Here is a 22,355-nt window from a genome sequence, read left to right on the forward strand (position 1 = left end):
ACCGCGATCGCATTCCAGACACAAGGAGTTCTCCGTGCGTGCACACCCCAAGGTCACCCGTCGAGCCGCCGTGGTCGTTGCGCTGGCGCTGAGCCTATCCGCCTGCGGCGTCAGCAAGAAGGAGTCGGGCAGCTCGGGCAGCAACGGTTCCGCAGCGAGCGCCGCCCCGATCGAGGGCCTGCGCATCCTCGTCCCAAACTCTGCTGGCAGTGGGTATGACGTGACCGCGCGGCTCGTCGCCAAGGACCTCCAAGACGCCGGGCTCAGCAAGACCGTCGAGGTCTTCAATGTCGCCGGCGCCGGCGGCACTGTCGGCCTGCAGCGCACGGTGAACGAGAAGGGCAAGGACGATCTGCTCATGCAGATGGGCCTCGGCGTCGTCGGTGCGTCCTACACCAACAAGTCCAAGGCCACCTTGAACGACACCACCCCGATCGCCCGGCTGATCCAGGAGTCCGAGGCCATCGTCGTGCCCAAGGACTCGTCATACGACGACCTGGCGTCCCTCATCGAGGCTTGGAAGGCAAATCCCGGAAAGGTTCCCGTCGGCGGCGCCTCCAACGCCGGCGGTCCGGACCACCTGACGCCGATGCTCATGGCCAAGGCCGTCGGGCTCGACCCCAAGCAGGTCAACTATGTCGCGTATGACGGTGGCGGTGAGCTGATGACCGCGCTCCTCGGCTCGAAGATCGCCTTCGGCGCCACCGGGATCAGCGAGGTCGCCGAGCAGGCCAAGGCGGGTGAGGTCAAGGTTTTGGCCGTGACCAGCGAAAAGCCGGTTGATGGCGTGGACGCCAAGACGCTTACGGATCAGGGCGTCGACCTCACCTTCGTCAACTGGCGCGGCATCGTTGCGCCGCCGGGGATCTCCGACGCGCGCAAGGCCGAGTTCATCGACCTGTTGACCAAGATGAACGCCTCCGAGCAGTGGAAGAAGACGCTCGCCGAGCAGGGTTGGACCGATGCGTTCATCACCGGCGATGAGTTCAAGGCCTATCTCACCTCCGAGAGCGACCGGGTCGCCGGGGTGCTGAAGGAACTGGGCTTGGCATGACCTCCGACTCGACGCTCGCCCCGCGCGACGCCGAGCCCGGTGTTGGGAGCAACCGCGCCGAATACGGCGTGGTTGCCCTCCTGCTGGTCATGGGCCTGTGGGCGATTCTTGCCACCGTAGGCATCGAGGACCGGGCGGCACGCGGGTTCGTCACCGCCAAGACCCTGCCCATCGCCGTTGGGATCATGTTGATCGCGACGGCAGTGTTCCTGGCCATCGACATCGCCCGCGGGGGTCATGGCGAACAGGAGGAGGGTGAGGACGTCGACCTGTCGCACGGCAGCGACTTCCGGACGGTCGCCCTGCTCGTGGCCGCCTTCGCGTTCAACGCCGCCCTGATCGAGTCAATCGGCTGGCCGATCACCGGAGCGGTGATGTTCTTCCTGTGCACCGTCGCGCTCGGCGGGCGCCATTACCTCCGCACCGCCCTCATCGCGGTCATTCTCTCCTTCGGGTCCTGGTACCTCTTCTACCTGGCGCTGGGGATCAACCTGCCCCTGGGGCTGCTGGACGGGGTGTTGTAGGTGGACGGCATCACCTCGCTCATCGAGGGTTTCGGCACCGCCTTGACCCTCCAGAACCTGCTCTATGCCTTCCTCGGCGTGGCGCTCGGCACGGCCATCGGCGTGCTTCCGGGTATCGGCCCGGCGATGACCATCGCGCTGCTGATGCCGATCACGTTCACCTTGGAGCCGACCCAGGCGTTCATCATGTTCGCCGGCATCTACTACGGCGGCATGTATGGCGGGTCGACCACGTCGATCCTGCTCAACACCCCGGGCGAAAGCGCCTCGGTGGTCACGGCCATCGAGGGAAACATGATGGCCAAGAAGGGCCGCGGTGCCGCGGCGTTGGCGACGGCGGCGATTGGATCGTTTGTTGCCGGCACCATCGGAACCCTCGGGCTGGCGCTGCTCGCGCAGCCGGTCGCCAAGATCGCCATCAATCTCGGGGCGCCGGACTTCTTCGCCATCATGGTGATGGCGTTCATCGCGGTCACAACGGTGCTCGGGTCGTCCAAGGTGCGCGGGCTGGCGGCCCTCGGGCTTGGCCTGCTGATCGGCACGATCGGCATCGACAAGACCTCCGGACAGCAGCGCCTCACCTTCGGCATACCCGAACTCGCGGACGGCATCGATGTTGTCGTGGTCGCCGTCGGGCTCTTCGCGATGGGCGAAGCCCTCTGGGTGGCTGCTCACCTGCGCCGCCATCCGGTGCAGGTGATCCCGGTCAAGGGCGCCACGATGACCAAGGAGGATTGGCGCCGCTCGTGGAAGCCGTGGCTGCGGGGCACCGTCATCGGCTTCCCGTTCGGGGCCATCCCGGCCGGTGGCGCCGAGATCCCGACCTTCCTTTCCTATGTGACCGAGCGGAAGCTGGCCAAGAACAAGGACGAGTTCGGCCACGGCGCGATCGAAGGCGTGGCCGGTCCGGAGGCCACCAACAACGCCTCCGCCGCGGGCGGACTGGTTCCCTTGCTCACGTTGGGGATCCCGACGACCGCCACCGCCGCGATCATGCTTGGCGCTTTTCAGCGCTACAACATCGAGCCCGGGCCGCGGCTGTTCGACACCCACGGCGAACTGGTGTGGGGCCTGATCGCTAGCCTGTTCATCGGCAACCTCATCCTGCTCGTGCTCAACCTGCCGCTCGCCGGCGTCTGGGCTCGGCTGCTGCTCATCCCGCGCCCCTACCTGTATGCCGGCATCCTGTTCTTCGCCGCCATCGGCGCGTATGCCGCCAATGGCTCGGCGACGGACCTGTGGCTGCTGCTCGTCATCGGTGCGCTGGGATTCCTGATGCGCCGCTTCGGTATTCCCGTCCTACCGACCATCGTCGGCGTGATCCTCGGACCGCTGGCGGAAGCCAAACTGCGCCAAGCCCTGCAGATCAGCGACGGGTCGCTGTCGGGTCTGGTGAACACGCCGTTCTCGATCCTGGTCTATGTCATCTGCGCGCTGATCGTCCTCGTGCCGATCGTCATTGAACGGCGCCGCGCGGCCCGGGGCCAGGCGCCCGTGGACGTCACGCACGCGAATTTCGAAGGAGGCAACTGAGATGGCCATTGTCGTCGGCTATGTGCCCACCCCCGAAGGGGCCGCCGCGATCGACTTCGCGATCGAGGAGGCTCGTCGCCGGCAGACCCGGATGATCGTCCTCAACACCAGCACGGGGGATTCCCTCGTCGATCGACGGTATGCCGGGGACAGCGACTGGCACGCCCTGCAGGAACGCTTGAACGCCGCCGGCGTGGAGCACGAGCTCAGCCAGTCCGTCAGCGCGGGCCGGGATGCTTCCGATGCCCTGATCGACATCGCCCAGCAGGTCGGCGCCGACCTGATCGTCATCGGCGTGCGCCGCCGCTCGCCCGTGGGGAAGCTCATCATGGGCAGCCAGGCGCAACGGATCCTGCTGGAGGCGGACTGCCCGGTAGTGGCGGTGAAGGCCGCGCGGTGACAACGCCGGAGCGATGCAGCCCGGCGGCCACGCGCTGCCCGGGGACGTCAATGGCCGTGCGAGCGCCGAAGGTGCCAGACGGTGAGTGCGATCACGACGACCAGTGCTAGGACCACCGCTGAGCCGGTGCCGAGCCAGTGGGCGACTCGCTGGTAGCTGGCTCCAGCCAGGTGGCCGGCGACGACCATGACAATGCCCCACAGGATTCCGCCAACCGCGTTCCAGGCCAAGAACGTGCGGTAGGGCATCCGTGCCGCGCCCGCGAGTGCGGGGATGAGAGCCCGCAGGAACGCGGTCCAGCGCCCGAGGAACACCGCGCTGGCACCCCGTCGGCGCAAGCTGCCTTGCGCTGCATCGACTCGTGGCCGGTGACGGGTCAGCCGCGGATTCTCCAGCAGCCGACCGCCGAGGTGGCGCCCGACTTCAAAACCCACGCTGTCCCCGACGATCGCGGCCGCACACACGATCACGATCATCCACGTCAGGCTGGTGTGGCCCAGCGCCGCGCTCACCCCGCCGAGAATCGCCGCCGACTCCCCGGGCATCATGAAGCCGACGAACAGGGCGTCTTCGGCGAACACGACGAGGCCAACGACGAGGTAGACGATCCACGCCGGCTCGCTGAGCAATCGGGTGAGCAGGTCCTGCACGATTCCATCGTCCTCGGTATGGCTGGGAATTCGGTGGTTCGCGCGGACGGGAGAAGCGCAGAGGTCACGATTGGCGACCGCCGGGCGACAACACCATGGACGAAGACCGCGGAAGGGCGGCGATTGCTGAGCGTCACTTCGCGCGGAGTGCGGGCGGGAGATCTGCGGGATCGGCCTGCGGCCAGGTGGCCGGGTCATCGCCGAGGCCGGCGAGCAATAGCGACTGCTCGTGCGCCCACGCGGAGATGACCCGCCGGCCGCTGGCGATGTCTGCGCGCAGCTGGTCCCACGGCACCCAGTCGAGATCGGCGACTTCGGCCGGTTCGGGGGTGAGGTCGACGCCACCTCGGACCCGGGCCACCAGGACGGGACAAATCTCGTTCTCGACGACCCCGTCCTGCTCGGCCCGGTAGCGGAAGTCCGGAAGCACAAGCCGTAGGGGTCCCACGTCCAGCCCGAGTTCGTCGCGGCACCGGCGCCGCACCGCGTCGCCCAACTCCTCCCCGGGTGCCGGATGCCCACAGACGGCGTTGGTCCACACGCCCTCGAACGTCTTCCCGGGGGCCCGTCGGGTCAGGAGCACACGTGCCGCGTCGTCGAAAACCCAGCAGGAGAAAGCCAAGTGCAGCGGTGTGGCTGAGCCATGGACCCCGCTCTTGGCCATTGAGCCGACCACATGACCGTCCTCGTCGAGCAGGACGACACGCTCGACGTCGTCGATTGCCGCAGCCTTCACCTGGTCACCTTAGCGGCCTGGTTGGCTGGGAACGCAGCTCCCCGCCCGCGATGAGAACCCGGCCGACTTTTGCCGCATCTCGTCCCGACACGTGCAAAGGCCAGGGCAACCGGAGGGGCCAGACTGTCCCCCATGGCGCGAACGAGCGGCACCCGGGTCACGGTCGATGGTCACCAGATCACGCTGACCAACCTCGACAAGGTCATGTATCCCGAGACGGGCACGACCAAGGGCGAGGTCATCGACTATTACCGCGCGGTCGCGCCCTGGTTCATCCGGCACAACGGGCGCCGACCGGCGACCCGCAAGCGCTGGGTCAACGGCGTCGGCACCGCCGAGCACCCCGGACAGGCGTTCTTCACCAAGAACCTTGACTCCGGAACCCCGTCGTGGGTGGACACCGTCACCCTCACCCATCGTGAACGGGAGGCCGCCTATCCGCTCGCCGACAACCCCGCCACGCTCGTCTGGTTCGCCCAACTGGCGGCGCTGGAGATCCACGTGCCGCAATGGCGTATCGGGCCGCGCGGCGGGCACCACAATCCCGACCGCCTGGTCCTGGACCTCGACCCGGGTGACGGCGCCGGCCTGGCCGAGTGCGTGCGAGTCGCGTTGCTGTGCAAAGAGATCCTCGACGGCATGGACCTCCCGAGCGTGCCGGTCACCAGCGGCAGCAAAGGAATTCACCTGTATGCCGCCCTCGACGGCGCCACCACCTCCGGCCAAGCGACCACGGTCGCCCGCGAGCTTGCCCGGGCGCTGGCCGCCGACCACAAGGACCTGATCGTCGCCGAGATGAAACGCTCGCTGCGCGGGGGCCGGGTGTTTATTGACTGGAGCCAGAACGACGGCAGCAAGACCACCGTCGCTCCCTATTCGCTGCGCGGCCGTGCTCAGCCGTATGCCGCGGCCCCCCGCTCCTGGGACGAACTCACCGCCGACCTGCGCCAGCTCACGTATGCCGAGGTGCTCGACCGACTGCAGACGTTCGGCGATCCGCTGGCCGTCCTGCTGCCGCCGGAGGAGGACAAGCTCACGACATACCGGAGCATGCGCGACGACGCCAAGACCCCCGAGCCGGTCCCCCCCGCCGCTCCCACTGCCGGAGAAGGCAATTCGTTCGTCATCCAAGAGCACCACGCCCGCCGCCTCCACCACGACTTCCGGCTGGAGCACGACGGCGTGCTCGTCTCCTGGGCACTGCCCAAGGGCCCGCCGACCGATCCCAAGAAGAACCACCTGGCCGTGATGACCGAGGACCACCCACTCGAATACGGCAGCTTCGAAGGCACGATCCCCAAGGGCCAATACGGCGGGGGAGAGGTGACGATCTGGGATTCGGGCAGCTATGACTGCGAGAAGTGGATCGCCGGCAAGGAGGTCATCGCGACGCTGCACGGCCGCCCGGGCGGCGGGCTTGGTGGCAGCGCGAAGTTCGCGCTCATCCATACGGGCAAGGGGGGCAAGGACAACCAGTGGCTCATCCACCGGATGGCCGATCCCGCACCGGCCCAATCGAATCCAGGCCAACCCAATCCGGCCCAACCCCAGCCGGCGGCCACCGCTCCAACCGACCTGCCCCGGATCACGCCCATGCTCGCGACCCTCGGAACCGTGGCAGACCTCGCCGGACGCGACTGGGCCTACGAGAGCAAGTGGGACGGCTACCGCGCCATCGCCGAGGTGGCTGGCGGCCGGGCAATCTTCCGCAGCCGCAATGGGATTGACGTCAGCGGGACCTATCCGGAGTTGCAGGAGATCGCGACGGTCATCGGCCAGCACGCGGCGGTCCTCGACGGCGAGATCGTCGCCCTCGACGCCGACGGCCGTTCCAGCTTCGGCCGCTTGCAGAACCACGGCGATAAAAGGGCAAGCGCCGCAGCGCATTACATGATCTTCGACATCCTTCACCTGGACGGCCGCTCGCTGCTGCGCACGCCGTATGCCGAACGCCGCGCCCTGCTCGACAACCTCGCTATCGCCGGCCGGCACGTCCATGTCCCGGTCACCTTCGGCACTGACCAGGACCTCGCGCTACGCACCAGCCGGGAGCTGAAGCTGGAGGGCGTGATCGCCAAGACCACCGACGGGATCTATCAGGCCGGCGGCCGTGCCAAGAGCTGGCTCAAGATCAAGAACCTGCGCACCCAGGAGGTGATCGTCGCCGGCTGGACCCCCGGCGCCGGCCGGCGCGCCGGCACCATCGGCAGCCTGCTGCTGGCGGTCACCGGCAAGGACGGGCTCGTCTATGCCGGCAAGGTCGGCACCGGATTCACCGAGAAGGCGCTGCAGCAGATCCAGGCCAAGCTCGCGTCGATCGAGCGAAAGACCCCAACCCTGGCCGACGTCCCGCGCCCGGACGCAAAGGACGCCCACTGGGTCACACCGGCACTCGTCGGTGAGGTCGCGTTCACCGAGTGGACCGACACCGGCCGGCTGCGCCATCCTGCCTGGCGCGGCTGGCGCCCGGACAAGCACCCCGACGAGGTCGTGCGAGGCGGCGGCTAACCGCGTGCGGGACAATGAGCGCCATGAGCCAGTCGCTGACCGTCCTCGCCATCCGGACCCACCCGGTCAAGGACGAGCCGAGCGTCGAACTCGACGCGGCGCAAATCGACCCCGAGGGGCTGCGCGGCGACCGGCGCAAGAAGGCGCCGGTGCACCTCGTCGGGAACGATGCTCCCGAGGCCCGGGCCAACCTCGTCCTCGACGTCCCGAGCGCCGACCTCGCCGAATTGGTCGGCGGCACACTGACCTTCGGCGAGGTCACCCTCGGGATCGCCCGCACCGCTGGCAACTGCGCCGGGGTGTATGCCGATGTCCTCCACCCCGGGACCATCTCCCGGGGCGCCGTGGGCACGCCCGCTCAGACTCCCTGAGGTGCACTCGCCCGGGTCGCGGCGATGTAGTCGCGATACCAGGCATAGGAGTCGCGCGGGGTCCGCGTGCCGGTCTCCAGGTCGATGTGCACCAGCCCGAACCGCTTGGTGTAGCCCTCGGCCCACTCGAAGTTGTCCATCAGCGACCAGCAGAAGTAGCCGTCGATCCGGGCGCCCTCCTCCCGCGCCTGGGCAACCGCGGCCAGGTGGCCGTCGAGATAGGCAATCCGCTCCGGGTCCGCCGCGCGCCCACTCGCGTCCGGCTCGACGGCATCGGCGCACCCGTTCTCGGTGACATACATCGGCGGGAGGTGCTCGGCATACCGCTGCTGCAGCTGGACGAGCAACTCCCGCAGCCCGTCCGGGACGACCGGCCAGTCGAAGTCAGTGCGCGGATAGCCCTCAATGCGGTGGATCGTGAACGGCAGGCCGCTGGTGTCGATGGCGGGATCACCCGCCCCACCCGGCGCCCCGGCGAGAGTCGGGAAGTAGTAGTTGAACCCGTAGAAATCCAGTGGGGCGGAGATGATTTCCAGATCGTCGGCCACCGGCCCGGGCACGAGGGCGGCGAAGCCGTCGGGATAGCTGCCGAGCAGCATCGGATCGGCGAACAGCCGGTTGTGCAGGGCGTCATAGAACTGCGCCCCGACCAGGTCGGCCGGCTCCTGCGAGAGCGGCCATACCGGCGTGTGGTTGTTTGCCGCACCCACCGCCGCCGCCCCGGCCGCACGCAGCGCCGCCACCGCCAGCCCGTGGCCGAGCAGCAGGTGATGCGCGACCGGCAACGCCCCCAACCCGAGCGTCTTGCCGGGCGCGTGCATCCCGTTGCCATAGCCGAGTTGGGTGACGATCACCGGCTCGTTGACCGGGCACCACATCGCCACCCGGTCCGCGAGTCGTTCCGCGACGACCTGCGCGTATGCCGCGAACGCCTGCGCCGTATCCCGCTCGACCCAACCGCCGACCGCCTCGAGCGGGCTCGGCAGGTCCCAGTGAAACAGGGTCGCGCACGGCTTGACGCCGGCGTCGCACAGGGCGTCGACCAGCCGGTCGTAGTAGTCGAGACCGGCCGGGTTCACCGCGCCGGTCCCGTCCGGGATCACCCGCGGCCAGGCGATCGAGAACCGGTAGGCGTCGGCACCGAGCCCACGGATCAAGGCGACGTCCTCGGCATACCGGTGATAGCTGTCGCAGGCCACCGCCCCGGAGGAGCCGTCGACGATCGCGCCGGGCCGGTCGCAAAAGTCGTCCCAGACGCTGCGGCCGCGGCCGTCGGCAGTGACCGCACCCTCGATCTGATAGCTGGCGGTCGAGACGCCGAAGACGAAATCAGCTGGCAGCGCACCCATACCGCAGCACGCTAGCGGACACCGGCCGGCGGCAGGTCAGTCCTGGGCGGCTTGCGCCCACGCCGCCGCAGCGGCGGCCGCGGCACTCGTGCCCGGGGCGAGCCAGGACATCAGGTCCGGGTCGGGCGCCGTCGCTCGCAGCGCGTTGTCGAGTGTGCTCGGCAGGCGGTAGCGCAGCACGTCGCTGTAGCGGCCCTCGCTGCTGAGATAGATCGTGTTGTCGCGCATCAGCGCCAGCCCCTCACCCTGCTGTTGCGTCGGCAGCGTCGCCGATCCGATCTTGCGCAACCCGGTCAGCGCATAGACGTGCGCCTTGCCGTAGGTGCGCAGCACCAGGTGGCAGCCGTCGGCGTCGAACGCGCCGTCGGTGACCACCGAGGCCACGCTCCCGACCCGGCTGAGCCGGTTGACGATGCCGGCGCGCAAGGTGGGCGGAGCGGCATACAGGCTGGCGCCGACGAACTCCTTGGTGGCGATATAGAGCCGGTGGGTCACCGGGTGGACGAGCAGCGCCTCGGCGTTGTGCGGCCCATCCGGATAGGCAAGGGTGTAGGCCGACGGCGTGACGGTCCGGGTGCCGCGACCGACCGGGACCTTGCCCACGGAGATCGTCGACCGTTGGGCGTGGTTGTCGCCGATGTCGCCGACCCAGACACTCCCCGGGCCAGCGGGGGCGACGGCTTCGACATCGCGCGGACGCTGATTCCACTTGGTGACCCCGACCGTTGAGCCCGAGCTGTCGACCGTGAAGACCCGGCCCTCATCGCCATTGTCGTTCGCGGTGACAAAGAAGCCGCTGACCAACGCCAAGCCACTGGACTCGGTGATATTGGGGTCGCGCCAGTGGAAGGCGACGCTGGCGCGCTCATCCTGGCTCGGATCGGCACCGGCGGGCGCGGCACCAGCGACGAGGGCACCGGCGCCGAGCAGGCAAGCGAACAGCTTAAACATCTTCACGCTTATCGACGGTAACATCCGCTGTCCAATCGGGCGGCGAAACGGGCCGGGCCAGCCACCTAGGATGACGTCATGGTGCGCGCGCAGGACCGCGATCCCGCAGCCGCCGGGCAACGCCTGGAGGATCCGCGGGATTTCCCGGGATCGGACGACGGATTTGAACGCCTGTGGACCCCGCACCGGATGGCGTATGTCAGTGGCGAGCGGCCCTCGCCCGACGCCGGGGACGGCTGCCCGTTCTGCCGCGCGCCCGGGCGGGATGACGAGGCCGGCCTGATCGTCCACCGCGGGGAGCACAACTACGTCGTGCTCAACCTCTTCCCCTACAACCCCGGGCATGTGTTGATCTGCCCGTATCGCCACATCTCGCTGTATGTCGATCTGACCGCTGCCGAGACCGCCGAGTTCACGACGCTGACCAAGACGGCGATCCACGCCCTGCGGCTGTCCTCGGCGCCGCACGGGTTCAACATCGGCATGAACCAGGGCGCCGTCGCCGGCGCGGGCGTGGCCGCCCACCTGCATCAGCACGTCGTTCCCCGCTGGGGCGGTGACGCCAACTTCCTGCCGATCATCGCGCGCACCAAGGCCATGCCGGCCCTGCTGGAGGATGTCCGCCAGTCGATGCTCAGCGCCTGGCCCGCGGCCGCGCAGGCAGCCGCGGACGAACCGAACGAGCCCACCATGCCGGGATCCGCTCCATCGGCATGAACGCGGTCAAGCACACAACCAGCGGCAGGAAGTGAATCCGCAGCAGGTAGTAGGTGCTCGCGTGAAAGCCGAGGAAGAAGAGCAATCCAGCGGCGAGCGCCCGCCCGCGCAGCCACAGCAGCGCGGGCGAGAGGAACTCGGCGCACAGGATCAGCCATTGCAGCCCATGCGTCAGCGCCGGACGCGAGCCGATCCACGGCCCGATCCCGTTGGGCCGGCGGGTCAACGCCCAGATCAGCGTCGAGCCGTTGGCCCAGCCCCAGGTGCCGAACCGCATCTTGGCCCAGGCCGACAGGAAATAGATCGACACCGCGGCCGCCTGAATCGTGCGGATGACCCACCCGGCCGCCTCCGAGCGAATCGCCGCGTCACCAAAGCGCACCCGCGGCACGGTCGGCAGCACGCACAGCGCGACGATCAACGCGAAATGGTCGTGGTCGACCTTGCTGTAGGAGAAGGCATTGCTCACCCAGTCGATCATCCCGAACGCACAGACCGCGCCGGCCAGCCGCGGCAGCCGCCCGGTCGCCGCGACCGCTGCGCTGAGCACGATCACAACAAACAGCACACGCACGTATGCCGGGTTCGGAGCGGGCAGGTGCAGCACCTCCCGGATCCACACCGGCCGGTAGAGCTGCTCGGGGACGTCGCCGTGCGGGATCGGGTCCTTGACCCACTGCAGGACATCCCAGATCACATAGGAATAGATGACCAGCCGCAGCCAGGCGATTCGCGCCAGGGGGAACGGCCCGAACAGGAATCGCCGCGCAGGGCTGGCAACCCGGTCCCCCGCGGTCACGGGACGTCCCCGATGTCGAAGGCCTCGGGGTCGTCCGGGTCGACCACCCGCCAGTGCGCCAGGTCGATGATCTTCTCGGTGCGATCGGCATCGAGCACGGTCTGCCGGTTACGCAGGAAGATCTCGGCATACCGCGGCTGGTCGGGCTGGACCCGCACGCGCAGGACGGCGATCGCCTGCAACAGCCGGGGAGTCTTGATGAACCGCGGCAACTGCCCCTCGACCTCGGCCCGCTCCAGGCCCAGCCCGGTCGGGCTGAGCGGGACGCGCACGAGGTCGCCGTCCACCGTCAACGCCTCCATATAGATGCTGTTGATCACCCCGTCGTTCTTGACAAGGAAGGCGTATTGAGACATCGGCGCGAACGGCCACCACTCGTCGTTGCCGCGGGCCGTGCCGAGCGTCACGGCGATCAGCAGCGCGATCGTGAGCGCCGCCCGCCAGGACAGGGAGGCCCCGGACAGTCGAGGCACCACCCCCCGGTCGCTCATGGCGTGATCCTCGCATGCGCCGCGTGCGCGGCACGGCGGCCACGCCGCGGCGCCGCATCCCGGTCGGCCCGCTGGCGATGGCTACGCTAGGGCCACCATGCTCAATCGATTCGCCCGGGCCTTCTTCACCAGGGTCTTCACTCCGGTGGCCAAGCTGTTTCTCAAGCTGGGCATCAGCCCGGACATCGTCACGATCGTCGGAACCCTCGGAGTCTGCTTCGGCGCGCTGGCCTTCTATCCCCGGGGCGAGTTCTTCATCGGGACGATCGTTATCACCGCGTTCGTCTTCTCCGACACGATCGACGGGGTGATGGCCCGGATGTCCGGCCGGTCGGGCAGATGGGGCGCCTATCTCGACTCGACGCTCGACCGGATGGGCGACGCCGCGATCTTCGGTGGGCTGGTGCTCTGGTATTCCGGCACCGGCGACGACAACCTGATGGCCGGCCTCGCGCTCGCCTGCCTCATCCTCGGCAGCGTCGTCTCGTATGCCCGCGCTCGCGCCGAGGGACTGGGCATGCGCGCCGACGTCGGCATCGCCGAGCGCGCCGACCGGTTGGTGGCGACCCTGGTCACAACCGGGCTGGTCGGTCTCGGCCTGCCCGAGGTGGTGTTGACGATCGTGCTCGCGCTGCTCGCCCTGGCCAGCCTGATCACCATCGTGCAGCGGATGTGGGCCGTCCGCGTCCAAGCCATCTCCCAGGCCTAAGGAGGCGACGTGAGCCGCGTGACCGACCGGCTCACGGTCGCCGGGTTCCGGGCGGGCTGGGCGGGCGTGCGGATGCTGCCGGAGCGCGCGGCATACCGGCTGTTTGATGTGATCGCGGACGTCGCCGTGCGCCGGCGCACGCGTGGGGTGCGCCGGTTGCGGGCCAACTATGCGCGGGTTCGCCCCGAGCTGAACGACAGCGACCTGGATGCTCTCGTGCGCGCGGGAATGCGCGCCTACCTGCGCTACTACTGCGAGGCCTTCCGGCTGCCGGCACTGACCGCGGCCCAGGTCGACGAGCGGGTCGTCGCCGTCGGTGACGGACCGGTCAGGGAGCAGCTCGCGCTTGGCCGGCCGGTTGTCTGTTTCCTTGGGCACATGGGCAACTGGGATCTGGCGGGTGCCTGGTGTTGCCGGGCGCTCGGGCGGGTGGTCACCGTCGCCGAGCGACTGGAGCCGGCCGAGGTGTTTGCCGAATTCCTCGACTTCCGGACCGGCTTGGGGATGACGATCATCCCGCTCACCGGCGCCGGGGATGTCTTCGCCGAGTTGCAGCGGGAGATGGCCGCGTCGGTCGTCGTGCCCTTGCTCGCCGACCGCGACCTGACCGGCGGGGGGCTTGAGGTCGACTTCTGCGGGCACCCGGCGCGGATGGCGGTCGGCCCGGCGGCCCTGGCCGTCACCGGCGATGCGGTGCTCTTCCCGGTCTCCATCCGCCACCTTCCCCGCCGGCGCGGCTGGGGCATCGAAATCACCTTCCACGACCAGGTCCGCGACCCGGGCGTCGGGACGGCTCGCGAGCGGACCGCGGCGATGACCCAAGCGTGCGCCGCCGCGCTGGGAGCGGCGGTGCAGCGGCATACGGCCGATTGGCATATGTTGCAGCGCGTGTTCAGCGCCGACGTGACCGCGCCGCGGGGGCCGTGATGCGCGTCGGGATCGTCTGCCCTTATAGCTTCGATGTGCCCGGCGGCGTGCAATTCCACGTGCGCGACCTCGCCGAATACCTGCTGGCCGCGGGGCACGAGGCCTCGGTGCTCGCGCCGGCCGACGAGAGCGCCACGCTGCCGCCGTATCTCGTCTCGTGCGGTCGGGCGGTGCCGGTGCGCTACAACGGCTCGGTCGCCCGGCTCAGCTTCGGCCCGGTCACCGCGACCCGGGTCAACCGGTGGCTCGCTGAGGGGAACTTCGACGTCGTGCACATCCACGAGCCGGTGACACCGAGCGCCGCTGTCTTGGCGTTGTGGGCCGCCGAGGGGCCGATCGTCGCGACCTTCCACACCTCCAACCTGCGTTCCCGGGCGATGCAGGCGGCCTACCCGTTGATCCGCCCGTCGCTGGAAAAGATCAGCGGCCGGATCGCGGTGAGCGAAGACGCGCGCCGCACCGTCACCACCCACCTCGGGGGCGACGCCGTGGTCATCCCCAACGGCGTGAAGGTGGCCAACTTCGAAGGTCGCGCACCCGCGCCGGCCTGGCAGGGGGATGGGCAGCGTCCGACGATCGCCTTCTTGGGGCGGATCGATGAGCCCCGCAAGGGCCTGCACGTCCTCGCCGGCGCCTTGGATCGCGCCCTTGCCCGTGTGCCGGGGGCTCGCCTGCTGATCGCCGGTCCCGGACCGATCGAGGAGGCCCGCGCCCGGATGACCCCCGCCGTGGCGCGGGCCAGCGAATTCCTCGGCACGGTGAGCGACGCCGACAAAGCGGCGCTCTTTGCCGCCGCGGATGTCTATGTCGCCCCGCAGACCGGCGGGGAGAGCTTCGGCATCGTCCTGGTCGAGGCGATGGCCGCCGGGGCCGCGGTGATCGCCTCGGACCTACCGGCGTTCGTGCGGGTGCTGACCGGGCCGTCGGGTCAGCAGGCGGGGGTCAGCTTCCCGACGGGGGACGCCGAGGCCCTGGCCGAGCGGATCCTCGCGCTGCTCGCCGACCCCGGCGAGCGGTCGCGGCTGGCCACACTCGGTCACGCCCGGGCGTGGGACTTCGACTGGTCGGTCGTTGCCGAGGACATCATCGCCGTCTATGACACCGTCACCACCGTCCCCGGCGAGGAGGGACACCGATGGAACTGATCACCTGGGCGGTGCTGGCCGTCGCCGTCCTGCTCGCGATCGCTTGGTATCTGTCCTACAGCGCCTCCCGGCTTGATCGGCTACACGCCCGGGTCGAGGGCGCCCTCTCGGCGCTCGATGCCCACCTGGTTCGCCGCGCCGAGGCGACCTTGGAGCTGGCCAATACCGGCGCGCTCGATCCGGCGTCGGCGTTGCTGCTTGCCTCCGCCGCCTCCCAGGCGCTGGAACGGACGACCGACCGGCTTGGTGAGGATCTGCTGGAGGGCCAGCACTTCGGCGGCCGGGAGAGCATCGAGTCGGAGCTGACCGAGGCCCTGCAGCTGGCCCTCACACCGCCGGTGCTGGCGGGTATCGCCGCCCAGGACGGGCCCGCCGCGGACGCCCTGGAGCGGGTCGAGGCCGCCGGCCGTCGCGTGCAGTTGGCTCGCCGCTTCCACAATGGGGCGGTCAAGGACGTCCAGCGGGTGCGCGGCAAGGTCGTGGTCCGAGCCTTCCGGCTGGCGGGGCACGCCGACCTGCCCCAGACGGTGGAGTTCGACGACGCGCTGCCCGGCGAGCGCGCGCCCTAGATTGATCGGTTCCACGGTGGCGCGGGTGTGGCTTCCGTCGCGGACACTCAAACGATCAAAGGGTTTCAATCCACCCCAAATGCACGATCAAATCGGCGGGTGAGGGGCCCATTGATGGTTTGACTGTCCGGCCCGAAGGTGACCGAGCGAGACCTACACTGACGGGCAGGTCCGCATTCCGACGCTCAGTGAGGCACCGATGTCCCAGACCACCACGCCCGATGTCGGCACCGCGCGGGTCAAGCGCGGCATGGCCGAGATGCTCAAGGGTGGCGTCATCATGGACGTCGTCACCCCCGAGCAGGCCCGCATCGCCGAAGACGCCGGCGCCGTCGCGGTCATGGCGCTTGAGCGGGTGCCGGCCGACATCCGCGCCCAGGGCGGGGTCTCCCGGATGAGCGACCCCGACATGATCGACGGCATCATCGCCGCCGTCTCGATCCCGGTGATGGCCAAGGCCCGGATCGGCCACTTCGTCGAGGCCCAGGTGCTGCAGGCGCTCGGGGTCGACTACATCGACGAGTCCGAGGTGCTGACCCCGGCCGACTATGCCAATCACATCGACAAGTGGGCCTTCACGGTCCCCTTCGTCTGTGGCGCAACCAATCTCGGCGAAGCCCTGCGCCGGATCACCGAGGGCGCCGCGATGATCCGGTCCAAGGGCGAAGCCGGCACCGGAGACGTCTCCAATGCGACCACCCACATGCGCCAGATCCGCGGCGAGATCCGGCGGCTGCAAAACCTCCCGGAAGACGAGCTCTTCGTCGCGGCCAAGGAGTTGCAGGCCCCCTACGAGCTGGTCAAGGAGGTCGCGACGGCCGGCAAACTGCCCGTGGTGCTCTTCACCGCCGGCGGCATCGCCACCCCGGCGGACGCGGCAATGATGATGCAACTGGGCGCCGAGGGTGTCTTCGTCGGCTCGGGCATCTTCAAGTCCGGCAACCCCGCGCAGCGGGCCGAGGCGATCGTACAGGCGACGACCTTCTATGACGACCCGGACGTTGTCGCCAAGGTCTCCCGCGGCCTGGGTGAGGCCATGGTCGGGATCAACGTCGAGGAGATCCCGCAGCCGCACCGGCTCGCCGAGCGTGGGTGGTGACCTGAGCATTCCTGATGCGGCGACGCTGGTCGTCAGCCTCGTCGCCGTCGCGATGGCGGCCTTGCTCGGGTTCGGCCTCTATTCGCTGGTGCGCGTGCGCCACCCCCGCATGCCGGTGCTGCCGCCCGCCCCGCCGGGTGAACTCGGCGTGTCCGCAAGTGCCGTGCCGGCGGGGGAGTGGAACGCCAAGGTCGACGCGGCGACGGACGGTTTGCGGCCGCTGTCGGGCTTCGGCCGGCTGCGGCTCACGGAGGGGGTGTTGATGTTCGTCCCCGACGGTTCGGCGGCTGCGGTGTGTCAGGTGCCGGCGCGCGAAATCCGAGCGGGCCTGCATCCCGCCCTCGCCCGGGCCCAGCTGTGGCTCATCGAACCAGCTGTCGGGCAGTTGGACGTCAGCGTGAGCCGGAAGCATCTCAACCGGCTCGCCGAGAACGACCTGAAACGCTTGCGCGAGAACCGGTATGCCGATGAGTTCCGCTACGCCCTGCACGGCGCCGGCGCCACGATCGAGCGATAGGCGGCCCCACCCCACTCACCCGGACGCTGCGTCGGGCGCCGAGTGGCTCACGGCCAGCGCATGAGGACGTCGGGGGCGCCCTCGTCGTTGTCGCCGTCGGTCCAACGGACCTGCCGGAAGCCGTGACGCTCATAGAACCGGATCGCGTCCGTGTTGGCCTGGAAGGCCCACAGCTGCAGGCCGCGGGGGAAACATTCCTTGGCGAGCGCCATCAGCCGGGCACCGAGCCCTCGGCCGGTGTGCTCGCGGGCAAGGTAGAGGTGGTTGAGGTGATCGGGTTCGGCCAGCGCGAGAAACCCGACAATGGTCCCGCCGGCGTCGATGGCCACGACCACCTCAGTGTCCTCGATCTGCTTGCGCAAGAACGGCTCTACGCTCTCGCGAGGGTGCACGATCATCGGGATGGCAGGCACGCACTCCTGCCGGATCCGCCAGAAGAGTCGGGCCAGCTCAGCGGAGTCCGCGGGCCTCGCGGGCCGCACGAGTGGCTCGGCGGTGATGCCTCCCATGGCCGCCAGCCTCGCAGGACCAGGCGTTCGGTGTCGAGGCCTTATCCGGCGTCGCCGGCGAACCGGGTCAGGGCGGCCATCGCGGCCAGGTAGGTGCCCGGCCCCGAACCGATCCGCGCCACACCCGCGGCCGCGTTCGCGCCGAACCCGCCCTCCCGGTCGACCGTGCGGCGCCGTCAGTGCCCCGCACCGTCAGTGGCCACGGCGTCAGTGCCCGACGGCGTCGGGGCGGGCCCGCCTGGGCAGGAGGAAGGTGAGGAGGAGGGCGGCCGCCATGAAACCGGCCGCAAGCAATAGCGCGGCGGTTGCCGCGGTGCGGAAACCCTCGAGCGGGGAGGCGGCGCCGGAGCCCGCGAGGGTGTGCCAGAAGAGGGTGCCGAGGGCTCCGACACCGATGGCGCCGCCGAGTTGCTGCACCGAGGACAGCACCCCGGACGCCGACCCGGACTCATGCTCTTCGACCCCCGCAAGGGCGATGTCGAAGTAGGGAGCCATCGTCATACCGAACCCGAGGCCGAGGGCGGCGAGCGCCGGGGCCAGGTGCCAGGCGTTCAGGTCGTCACCGGCCAGGCGGATCGTCATGGCCAAGCCGCCGAGCCCAGCGATAGCCACTGCCTCGCCGATCTGCATCACCGTCCGTCCGAGGCGCGCCATCAGGGGCTGGCTGACGATGAACCCGACGACCATCCCGAGCGCTTGCGGTATGCCGGCGACGCCGGCCTTGGTGGGCGACCAGCCGAGGCCCACTTGGACGAGCAGGGTGAAGACGATCATCATGCCCATGAGGGAGCCGAACAATGCCGTCCCGGCGGCCACGCCTCCGGTGAACGCACGCTTGGTGAACAGGCTGGGGACGATGAGCGTGACGCGGCCGGCTCGTTCGCGGCGGCGTTCGACGAGGGCGAGGAGCGCGAAGCCCGCGACACCTGCGGCAATCAGGGCGAAACACCATACGGGCCAACCCAATTCGTGGCCCTGGATCAGTGGGTAGACGATTGCCACCATGGAGGCAGCGGCGATTGCGGCGCTGGTGGTTTCGATGTGCAGTGACCGGTTGGGCCGTGAGGGAGGCAGGACGCGCAGCCCGACGGCGAGGGCGACCAGGCCGATGGGGATGTTGATGGCGAAGATCGTTCGCCAAGCCCAGCCGAAGACGTCGGCGTCGACCAGGACACCGGCGAGGATCGGCCCACCCACCGAGCTCAACCCCATGATCGGCCCGAACATCCCGAAGGCCTTGCCGACCTCCTGGGGCGGGAACATCTCCTTGATCAGGCCGAGCCCTTGCGGCAGCATCATCGCTCCGACGAACCCTTGGATCGCGCGGAGCGTGACGAGTTGGCCGGGGGACTGCGCGAGAGCGCAGGCGGCCGAAAGCGCCGTGAAACCGGCCATGGCCATCAGGAACATGCGCCGGCGGCCATAGATGTCGCCGAGCCGGCCCCCGAGCAGCAATCCGCCGGCCATGGCCAGGGTGTATGCCGCCGTGAGCCATTGGATGAGCGTCTCGCCACCGCCGAGGTCACGCACGATCGTCGGTCCGGCAATGGAGGTGATGAGGGCATCGAGCAGGTCGAGGATCTCGGCGGCGAGGACGACGAAGAGGGCCGGCCAGCGCAGCCGATAGCCGATGGTGATGGGTGGGGATGCGGTGGTGGTCATGAGTATACGTCCTTTCGAACAGTGTTCGTGTACGAACACTGTTCTACAGCGAACAATGTTCGTTGTCAAGGGAGGGGAGAGCGCGGCGGGAGCCCGTGGGCCAGGCCCGATGGGCCGGTCGGTGCCTACACTCACCCGTATGCCGCCCCAGCCTCGCCGTCCCTCCGCCACCCGAGGCCGCGCCCGCGGGGTGCTCAGCCTGGCTGCCATCGTCGACGAGGCCATGCGCATCATCGATCGCGAAGGCATCGACGAGGTCTCGATGCGCAGGATCGCGGGGGAGTTCGACACCGGTCCCGCGAGCCTTTACGCCTATGTCGCCAACAAGGATGAACTGCTCACCCACTGCCTGCGGCGAGTGGTCTCGGAGACGCCCATGCCGCGGGGGGAGACGTGGCCCGAAGTTCTCCGGTCGTGGGCCGTCGGCACCCGCAATACCCTTGCGGCACACGGCGATATCGCCCGGCTTAGTTTCGGGGTCATCCCGGAGGGCGACGGATTCATCGAAATCATGGAACGCATCCTCGGCGCCATGCAGTCGGCAGGAGTGCCGGCCCGGGTGGCGACCTGGGGCGTCGATGTGCTCTCGCTCTACGTCGCCGCGGATGCCTACGAGGGCTGGATCATGGGACGGATCTTCGAGGACGGGTCCGGGCGCTCGACCGAAGAGGTCGGCCAGGAATACTTCCGCGAATTCGGGGAGCGCCTCGCGGCCCTACCCCCGGAGCGCTATCCGGCGATCGCCTCGAACCTCTGGAGCATGATGTCGGGCGGCGGCGACGAGCGTTTCGCCTTCGGCGTCGACATCTTCATCGCCGGCATTGCCGCCCAGATCCCGGCTGACCTCGGCCCACCCGCCCGGGTCCCCGCTGCCCAGATCCCCGCCACGCAGGGGAAATCCGGCGACCGCCAACCCCCCGCCAAGCGATCCAAGCGAGTATCCGCGGCCGGCAATACTCCGGCGCGAGGCCGACGTGGCTGAACCCACCGTCGGCGTGCTCGCCGTGCAAGGGGACGTTCGCGAGCATCTCGGCGCGCTTGAGGCGGTCGGAGCCCGAGCGATCCGGGTGCGCCGGCCGACGGAGGTCGAGGCGATTGACGCTCTCGTCATCCCGGGCGGGGAGTCGACCGTCATCGACAAACTGGTGCGGATGTTCGGCCTCCACGAGCCCTTGCGCGCGCGGCTGGCGGGCGGGATGCCGGCATACGGCTCGTGTGCCGGCATGATCATGCTCGCCGACCGCGTCGAGGACGGCCGCCCCGACCAGCAGACGCTCGGTGGCCTCGACATCACGGTGCGTCGCAACGCCTTCGGCCGTCAGGTCGACTCCTTCGAGGACGACCTGCACATCCGCGAACTCGGCCCGCAGCCGCTGCGAGCGGTCTTCATCCGGGCCCCCTGGGTCGAGGTGGTGGGGCCCGAGGTCCAGGTCCTCGCCCGGGTCGAAACCGGCCCCGCTGCGGGCCGGATCGTCGCGGTCCGCCAGGGCACCCTGCTGGCCACCTCCTTCCACCCGGAGGTCACCGGCGACCACCGCGTCCACCGCTACTTCGTCGAGATGGTGGGTCCCGCCCGACCTGACTGAAACACGCAGGCTCGACCCCTTCCTGGACCCCACCGCAATCCCAGGTTGCTCGCCAGTTCTGCGGTTGCTCGCCAGTTTCACGGCGTTCAAACTGGCGAGGAATCGCGAACCTGGCGAGCAACCTGGGACTGGACGGAGGCGGGGATGGGGACGGGGAGAGGGGGGCGGGATCACCAACCCTGCTGGAGAAGGGGGTTGGGCGTGAGATCCGCTGTCGTCGACGCCGGGAACCCGGCGAGTATCTGGGCGAAGAGTTGGGCGGGGTTGGCGAGATCCTGCCGGCGGCGGCGCTTGATGAAGACGTTCACCTCGCGGAGGGCATCCTCGCGCTCCTTCTCCGCCAGAACAGGCGCGAGTGGGTCCTCCTCGGGGGCGGTGCGGTACTTGTCTTCGCCGTCATACTCCTCGGCGATCACCCACTGCTGCCCCCTTGGTCCGCACATCCGCCAGGCCGCATCGGGGTAATACGTCTTGCCCAAGACGGGGACCGGCAGTTGACAGATCGGGTCGGGGAGCCCGCCTGCCACGGCGACCCAGCGCCCGCCGGATTCGCCGGACGACTCGGCGAAGCAGTCCCGCATGCGGCACGATCTCGCGAGCCAGCGGGACGCCGTCACACCACACGAAGCGCCGGAGCTTCTGCGTCAGCTCGGCACGGATATCCGTCATCGCCTCCCGGGCTGGGTCTTGGCGTGTCCGGTCCGGCCGAATCAATGCCCGCAAGCCACTGTCCGCGATGGCCAAACCCCACCGGGGACGACACAGGCGCGCGCAGTCCAGGATGGTCCGCATCAGGCTCGTAACCAGAGTGCCGTAGATCTCCACGATGTCCTCGTCGGGGAGCCGAGCGACGTGCCGGCGGATATCGCTGCGCTGATGCGATGGATTGGTCGGAGTCGTCACATGAGTGCGCCCATCCCACGGGCCGACCCAGAGCCCGTGATGCCTCGCCGCCGAGGTGATGCTGACCACGCCTTCCTTCGGCATTTGTCGTGCCGTCGCAGCGATCGCGGCCACCTCCATGTGCTCGTCGCGCTGCCATTTGTGGCCCTCGGGCGGGTCGGTGTAGATCCCCCAGCCGACACGGACGAGTTCGTGATCGTGGAGCGCATCGCGCAATGCCTTGGGGGAGAGGTCTCGGGTCAGGACAATCCGCGGCAGTTTGCGCGGCGTGGGGTATTCAGTCATGACGTCAGCGTGCCCGGCACGGCGCCCATGCGCACCGCCACACGCGTTGTTGTGGATAACCCTGCTGATATCGACTCCGGGTCCGCTTCCCTGCCACCTCTTCCCATCAACCCCACACCGCCCTTGCCCACAGCTTCCTCGCCAGTTTGACGGTTCCTCGCCAGTTTCACGGCCTTCAAACTGGCGAGCAATCGTCAAACTGGCGAGCAACCCGGGGGTGGGAGTCGGGCAACCCGGGGGTGGGAGTCGGGGAACCGGGGGTGGGGGCGAGCAACCCAGGGGTGGGGTGCCGCGCCGGTAGGATCGATCCTCAGTCCACACGTGGGCACGCACCACGATCCACACGCACCGACACCGAAGG

Annotated in this window: 25 protein-coding genes; 15 read left to right on the plus strand and 10 right to left on the minus strand. The window is 69.1% G+C overall.

Annotation, left to right across the window (positions count from 1 at the left end; translation table 11 throughout):
- The first annotated feature begins 34 nt into the window (after positions 1-34).
- Genes V9G19_RS06090 through V9G19_RS06105 form a run of 4 tightly spaced genes read left to right on the plus strand, consistent with a single transcriptional unit; the run spans position 35 to position 3,511 of the window.
- Positions 35-1,054 carry a Bug family tripartite tricarboxylate transporter substrate binding protein gene (locus V9G19_RS06090; protein WP_462284589.1) on the plus strand — a complete coding sequence of 340 codons (1,020 nt, stop codon included), beginning with the start codon at positions 35-37 and terminating at the stop codon, positions 1,052-1,054.
- Positions 1,051-1,578 (plus strand): tripartite tricarboxylate transporter TctB family protein, encoded by a 528-nt coding sequence (locus V9G19_RS06095; protein ID WP_462284590.1) that lies wholly within the window; start codon positions 1,051-1,053, stop codon positions 1,576-1,578. Before V9G19_RS06090 ends, V9G19_RS06095 begins: the two co-directional genes overlap by 4 nt.
- The gene (locus V9G19_RS06100) at positions 1,579-3,111 is read left to right on the plus strand and encodes a tripartite tricarboxylate transporter permease (protein WP_462284591.1); all 1,533 of its coding nucleotides are present in this window, start codon (positions 1,579-1,581) and stop codon (positions 3,109-3,111) included.
- Position 3,112: 1 nt separating this feature from the next.
- Positions 3,113-3,511, plus strand: coding sequence for a universal stress protein (locus V9G19_RS06105; protein WP_462284592.1), 399 nt, complete (start codon positions 3,113-3,115; stop codon positions 3,509-3,511).
- A 47-nt stretch (positions 3,512-3,558) separates the two neighbouring features.
- On the opposite strand, the gene V9G19_RS06110 is transcribed toward V9G19_RS06105, so the two are convergent.
- Both V9G19_RS06110 and idi read right to left on the minus strand, forming a co-directional pair.
- Complete coding sequence (locus V9G19_RS06110; protein WP_462284593.1) at positions 3,559-4,161, minus strand: DedA family protein; 603 nt, start codon at positions 4,159-4,161, stop codon at positions 3,559-3,561.
- Positions 4,162-4,294: 133 nt separating this feature from the next.
- Positions 4,295-4,897 carry an isopentenyl-diphosphate Delta-isomerase gene (idi, locus tag V9G19_RS06115; protein ID WP_462284594.1) on the minus strand — a complete coding sequence of 201 codons (603 nt, stop codon included), beginning with the start codon at positions 4,895-4,897 and terminating at the stop codon, positions 4,295-4,297.
- A 132-nt stretch (positions 4,898-5,029) separates the two neighbouring features.
- Between idi and V9G19_RS06120 the strand changes: the two genes are divergently transcribed.
- Entirely contained in the window at positions 5,030-7,405 is a 2,376-nt protein-coding gene (locus V9G19_RS06120) for an ATP-dependent DNA ligase (protein WP_462284595.1), read from the plus strand.
- A gap of 23 nt (positions 7,406-7,428) precedes the next feature.
- The gene (locus tag V9G19_RS06125) at positions 7,429-7,776 is read left to right on the plus strand and encodes a hypothetical protein (RefSeq protein ID WP_462284596.1); all 348 of its coding nucleotides are present in this window, start codon (positions 7,429-7,431) and stop codon (positions 7,774-7,776) included.
- On the opposite strand, the gene V9G19_RS06130 is transcribed toward V9G19_RS06125, so the two are convergent.
- Positions 7,764-9,125 (minus strand): GH1 family beta-glucosidase, encoded by a 1,362-nt coding sequence (locus tag V9G19_RS06130; protein ID WP_462284597.1) that lies wholly within the window; start codon positions 9,123-9,125, stop codon positions 7,764-7,766. The genes V9G19_RS06125 and V9G19_RS06130 overlap by 13 nt on opposite strands.
- Positions 9,126-9,161: 36 nt before the next feature.
- Positions 9,162-10,076: a hypothetical protein gene (locus tag V9G19_RS06135; protein ID WP_462284598.1), complete on the minus strand. Its 915-nt coding sequence runs from the start codon at positions 10,074-10,076 to the stop codon at positions 9,162-9,164.
- 78 nt (positions 10,077-10,154) lie between these two features.
- On the opposite strand from V9G19_RS06135, the gene V9G19_RS06140 reads away from it, so the two are divergent.
- Positions 10,155-10,793, plus strand: coding sequence for an HIT family protein (locus V9G19_RS06140; RefSeq protein WP_462284599.1), 639 nt, complete (start codon positions 10,155-10,157; stop codon positions 10,791-10,793).
- Here V9G19_RS06140 and V9G19_RS06145 read toward each other — a convergent pair.
- Both V9G19_RS06145 and V9G19_RS06150 read right to left on the minus strand, forming a co-directional pair.
- Positions 10,711-11,592 carry a hypothetical protein gene (locus V9G19_RS06145; protein ID WP_462284600.1) on the minus strand — a complete coding sequence of 294 codons (882 nt, stop codon included), beginning with the start codon at positions 11,590-11,592 and terminating at the stop codon, positions 10,711-10,713. The genes V9G19_RS06140 and V9G19_RS06145 overlap by 83 nt on opposite strands.
- Positions 11,589-12,083, minus strand: coding sequence for a hypothetical protein (locus V9G19_RS06150; protein WP_462284601.1), 495 nt, complete (start codon positions 12,081-12,083; stop codon positions 11,589-11,591). Before V9G19_RS06150 ends, V9G19_RS06145 begins: the two co-directional genes overlap by 4 nt.
- A gap of 97 nt (positions 12,084-12,180) precedes the next feature.
- Between V9G19_RS06150 and pgsA the strand changes: the two genes are divergently transcribed.
- From pgsA to V9G19_RS06180, 6 genes are all read left to right on the plus strand, one after another.
- Positions 12,181-12,792 carry a phosphatidylinositol phosphate synthase gene (pgsA, locus tag V9G19_RS06155; protein WP_462284602.1) on the plus strand — a complete coding sequence of 204 codons (612 nt, stop codon included), beginning with the start codon at positions 12,181-12,183 and terminating at the stop codon, positions 12,790-12,792.
- Between the two features lie 9 nt (positions 12,793-12,801).
- A complete protein-coding gene (locus V9G19_RS06160) occupies positions 12,802-13,719 on the plus strand; it encodes a phosphatidylinositol mannoside acyltransferase (RefSeq protein ID WP_462284603.1) in 918 nt (305 codons plus the stop codon).
- Complete coding sequence (locus V9G19_RS06165) at positions 13,719-14,864, plus strand: glycosyltransferase family 4 protein (protein WP_462284604.1); 1,146 nt, start codon at positions 13,719-13,721, stop codon at positions 14,862-14,864. The genes V9G19_RS06160 and V9G19_RS06165 overlap by 1 nt, the downstream gene beginning before the upstream one ends.
- The gene (locus V9G19_RS06170; RefSeq protein WP_462284605.1) at positions 14,855-15,433 is read left to right on the plus strand and encodes a hypothetical protein; all 579 of its coding nucleotides are present in this window, start codon (positions 14,855-14,857) and stop codon (positions 15,431-15,433) included. The genes V9G19_RS06165 and V9G19_RS06170 overlap by 10 nt, the downstream gene beginning before the upstream one ends.
- Positions 15,434-15,632: 199 nt before the next feature.
- A complete protein-coding gene (pdxS, locus tag V9G19_RS06175) occupies positions 15,633-16,532 on the plus strand; it encodes a pyridoxal 5'-phosphate synthase lyase subunit PdxS (protein ID WP_462284606.1) in 900 nt (299 codons plus the stop codon).
- Positions 16,522-17,049: a hypothetical protein gene (locus tag V9G19_RS06180; protein ID WP_462284607.1), complete on the plus strand. Its 528-nt coding sequence runs from the start codon at positions 16,522-16,524 to the stop codon at positions 17,047-17,049. The genes pdxS and V9G19_RS06180 overlap by 11 nt, the downstream gene beginning before the upstream one ends.
- Before the next feature lie 47 nt (positions 17,050-17,096).
- Here the strand turns inward: V9G19_RS06180 and V9G19_RS06185 are convergent, their stop codons facing one another.
- Both V9G19_RS06185 and V9G19_RS06190 read right to left on the minus strand, forming a co-directional pair.
- Entirely contained in the window at positions 17,097-17,558 is a 462-nt protein-coding gene (locus V9G19_RS06185; protein WP_462284608.1) for an N-acetyltransferase family protein, read from the minus strand.
- A 207-nt stretch (positions 17,559-17,765) separates the two neighbouring features.
- Positions 17,766-19,220: an MFS transporter gene (locus V9G19_RS06190; RefSeq protein ID WP_462284609.1), complete on the minus strand. Its 1,455-nt coding sequence runs from the start codon at positions 19,218-19,220 to the stop codon at positions 17,766-17,768.
- Between the two features lie 139 nt (positions 19,221-19,359).
- On the opposite strand from V9G19_RS06190, the gene V9G19_RS06195 reads away from it, so the two are divergent.
- Both V9G19_RS06195 and pdxT read left to right on the plus strand, forming a co-directional pair.
- Entirely contained in the window at positions 19,360-20,202 is an 843-nt protein-coding gene (locus V9G19_RS06195; RefSeq protein ID WP_462284610.1) for a TetR/AcrR family transcriptional regulator, read from the plus strand.
- Positions 20,195-20,806, plus strand: coding sequence for a pyridoxal 5'-phosphate synthase glutaminase subunit PdxT (pdxT, locus tag V9G19_RS06200; protein WP_462284611.1), 612 nt, complete (start codon positions 20,195-20,197; stop codon positions 20,804-20,806). Before V9G19_RS06195 ends, pdxT begins: the two co-directional genes overlap by 8 nt.
- A 170-nt stretch (positions 20,807-20,976) precedes the next feature.
- Here the strand turns inward: pdxT and V9G19_RS06205 are convergent, their stop codons facing one another.
- Positions 20,977-21,222, minus strand: a complete 246-nt coding sequence (locus V9G19_RS06205) for a hypothetical protein (RefSeq protein WP_462284612.1) — start codon at positions 21,220-21,222, stop codon at positions 20,977-20,979.
- Positions 21,203-21,994, minus strand: a complete 792-nt coding sequence (locus V9G19_RS06210) for a type IV toxin-antitoxin system AbiEi family antitoxin domain-containing protein (RefSeq protein ID WP_462284613.1) — start codon at positions 21,992-21,994, stop codon at positions 21,203-21,205. Before V9G19_RS06210 ends, V9G19_RS06205 begins: the two co-directional genes overlap by 20 nt.
- Positions 21,995-22,355 lie beyond the last annotated feature (361 nt).

Source organism: Nostocoides sp. (assembly GCF_037045025.1).
Taxonomy (GTDB): Bacteria; Actinomycetota; Actinomycetes; order Actinomycetales; family Dermatophilaceae; genus Nostocoides_A.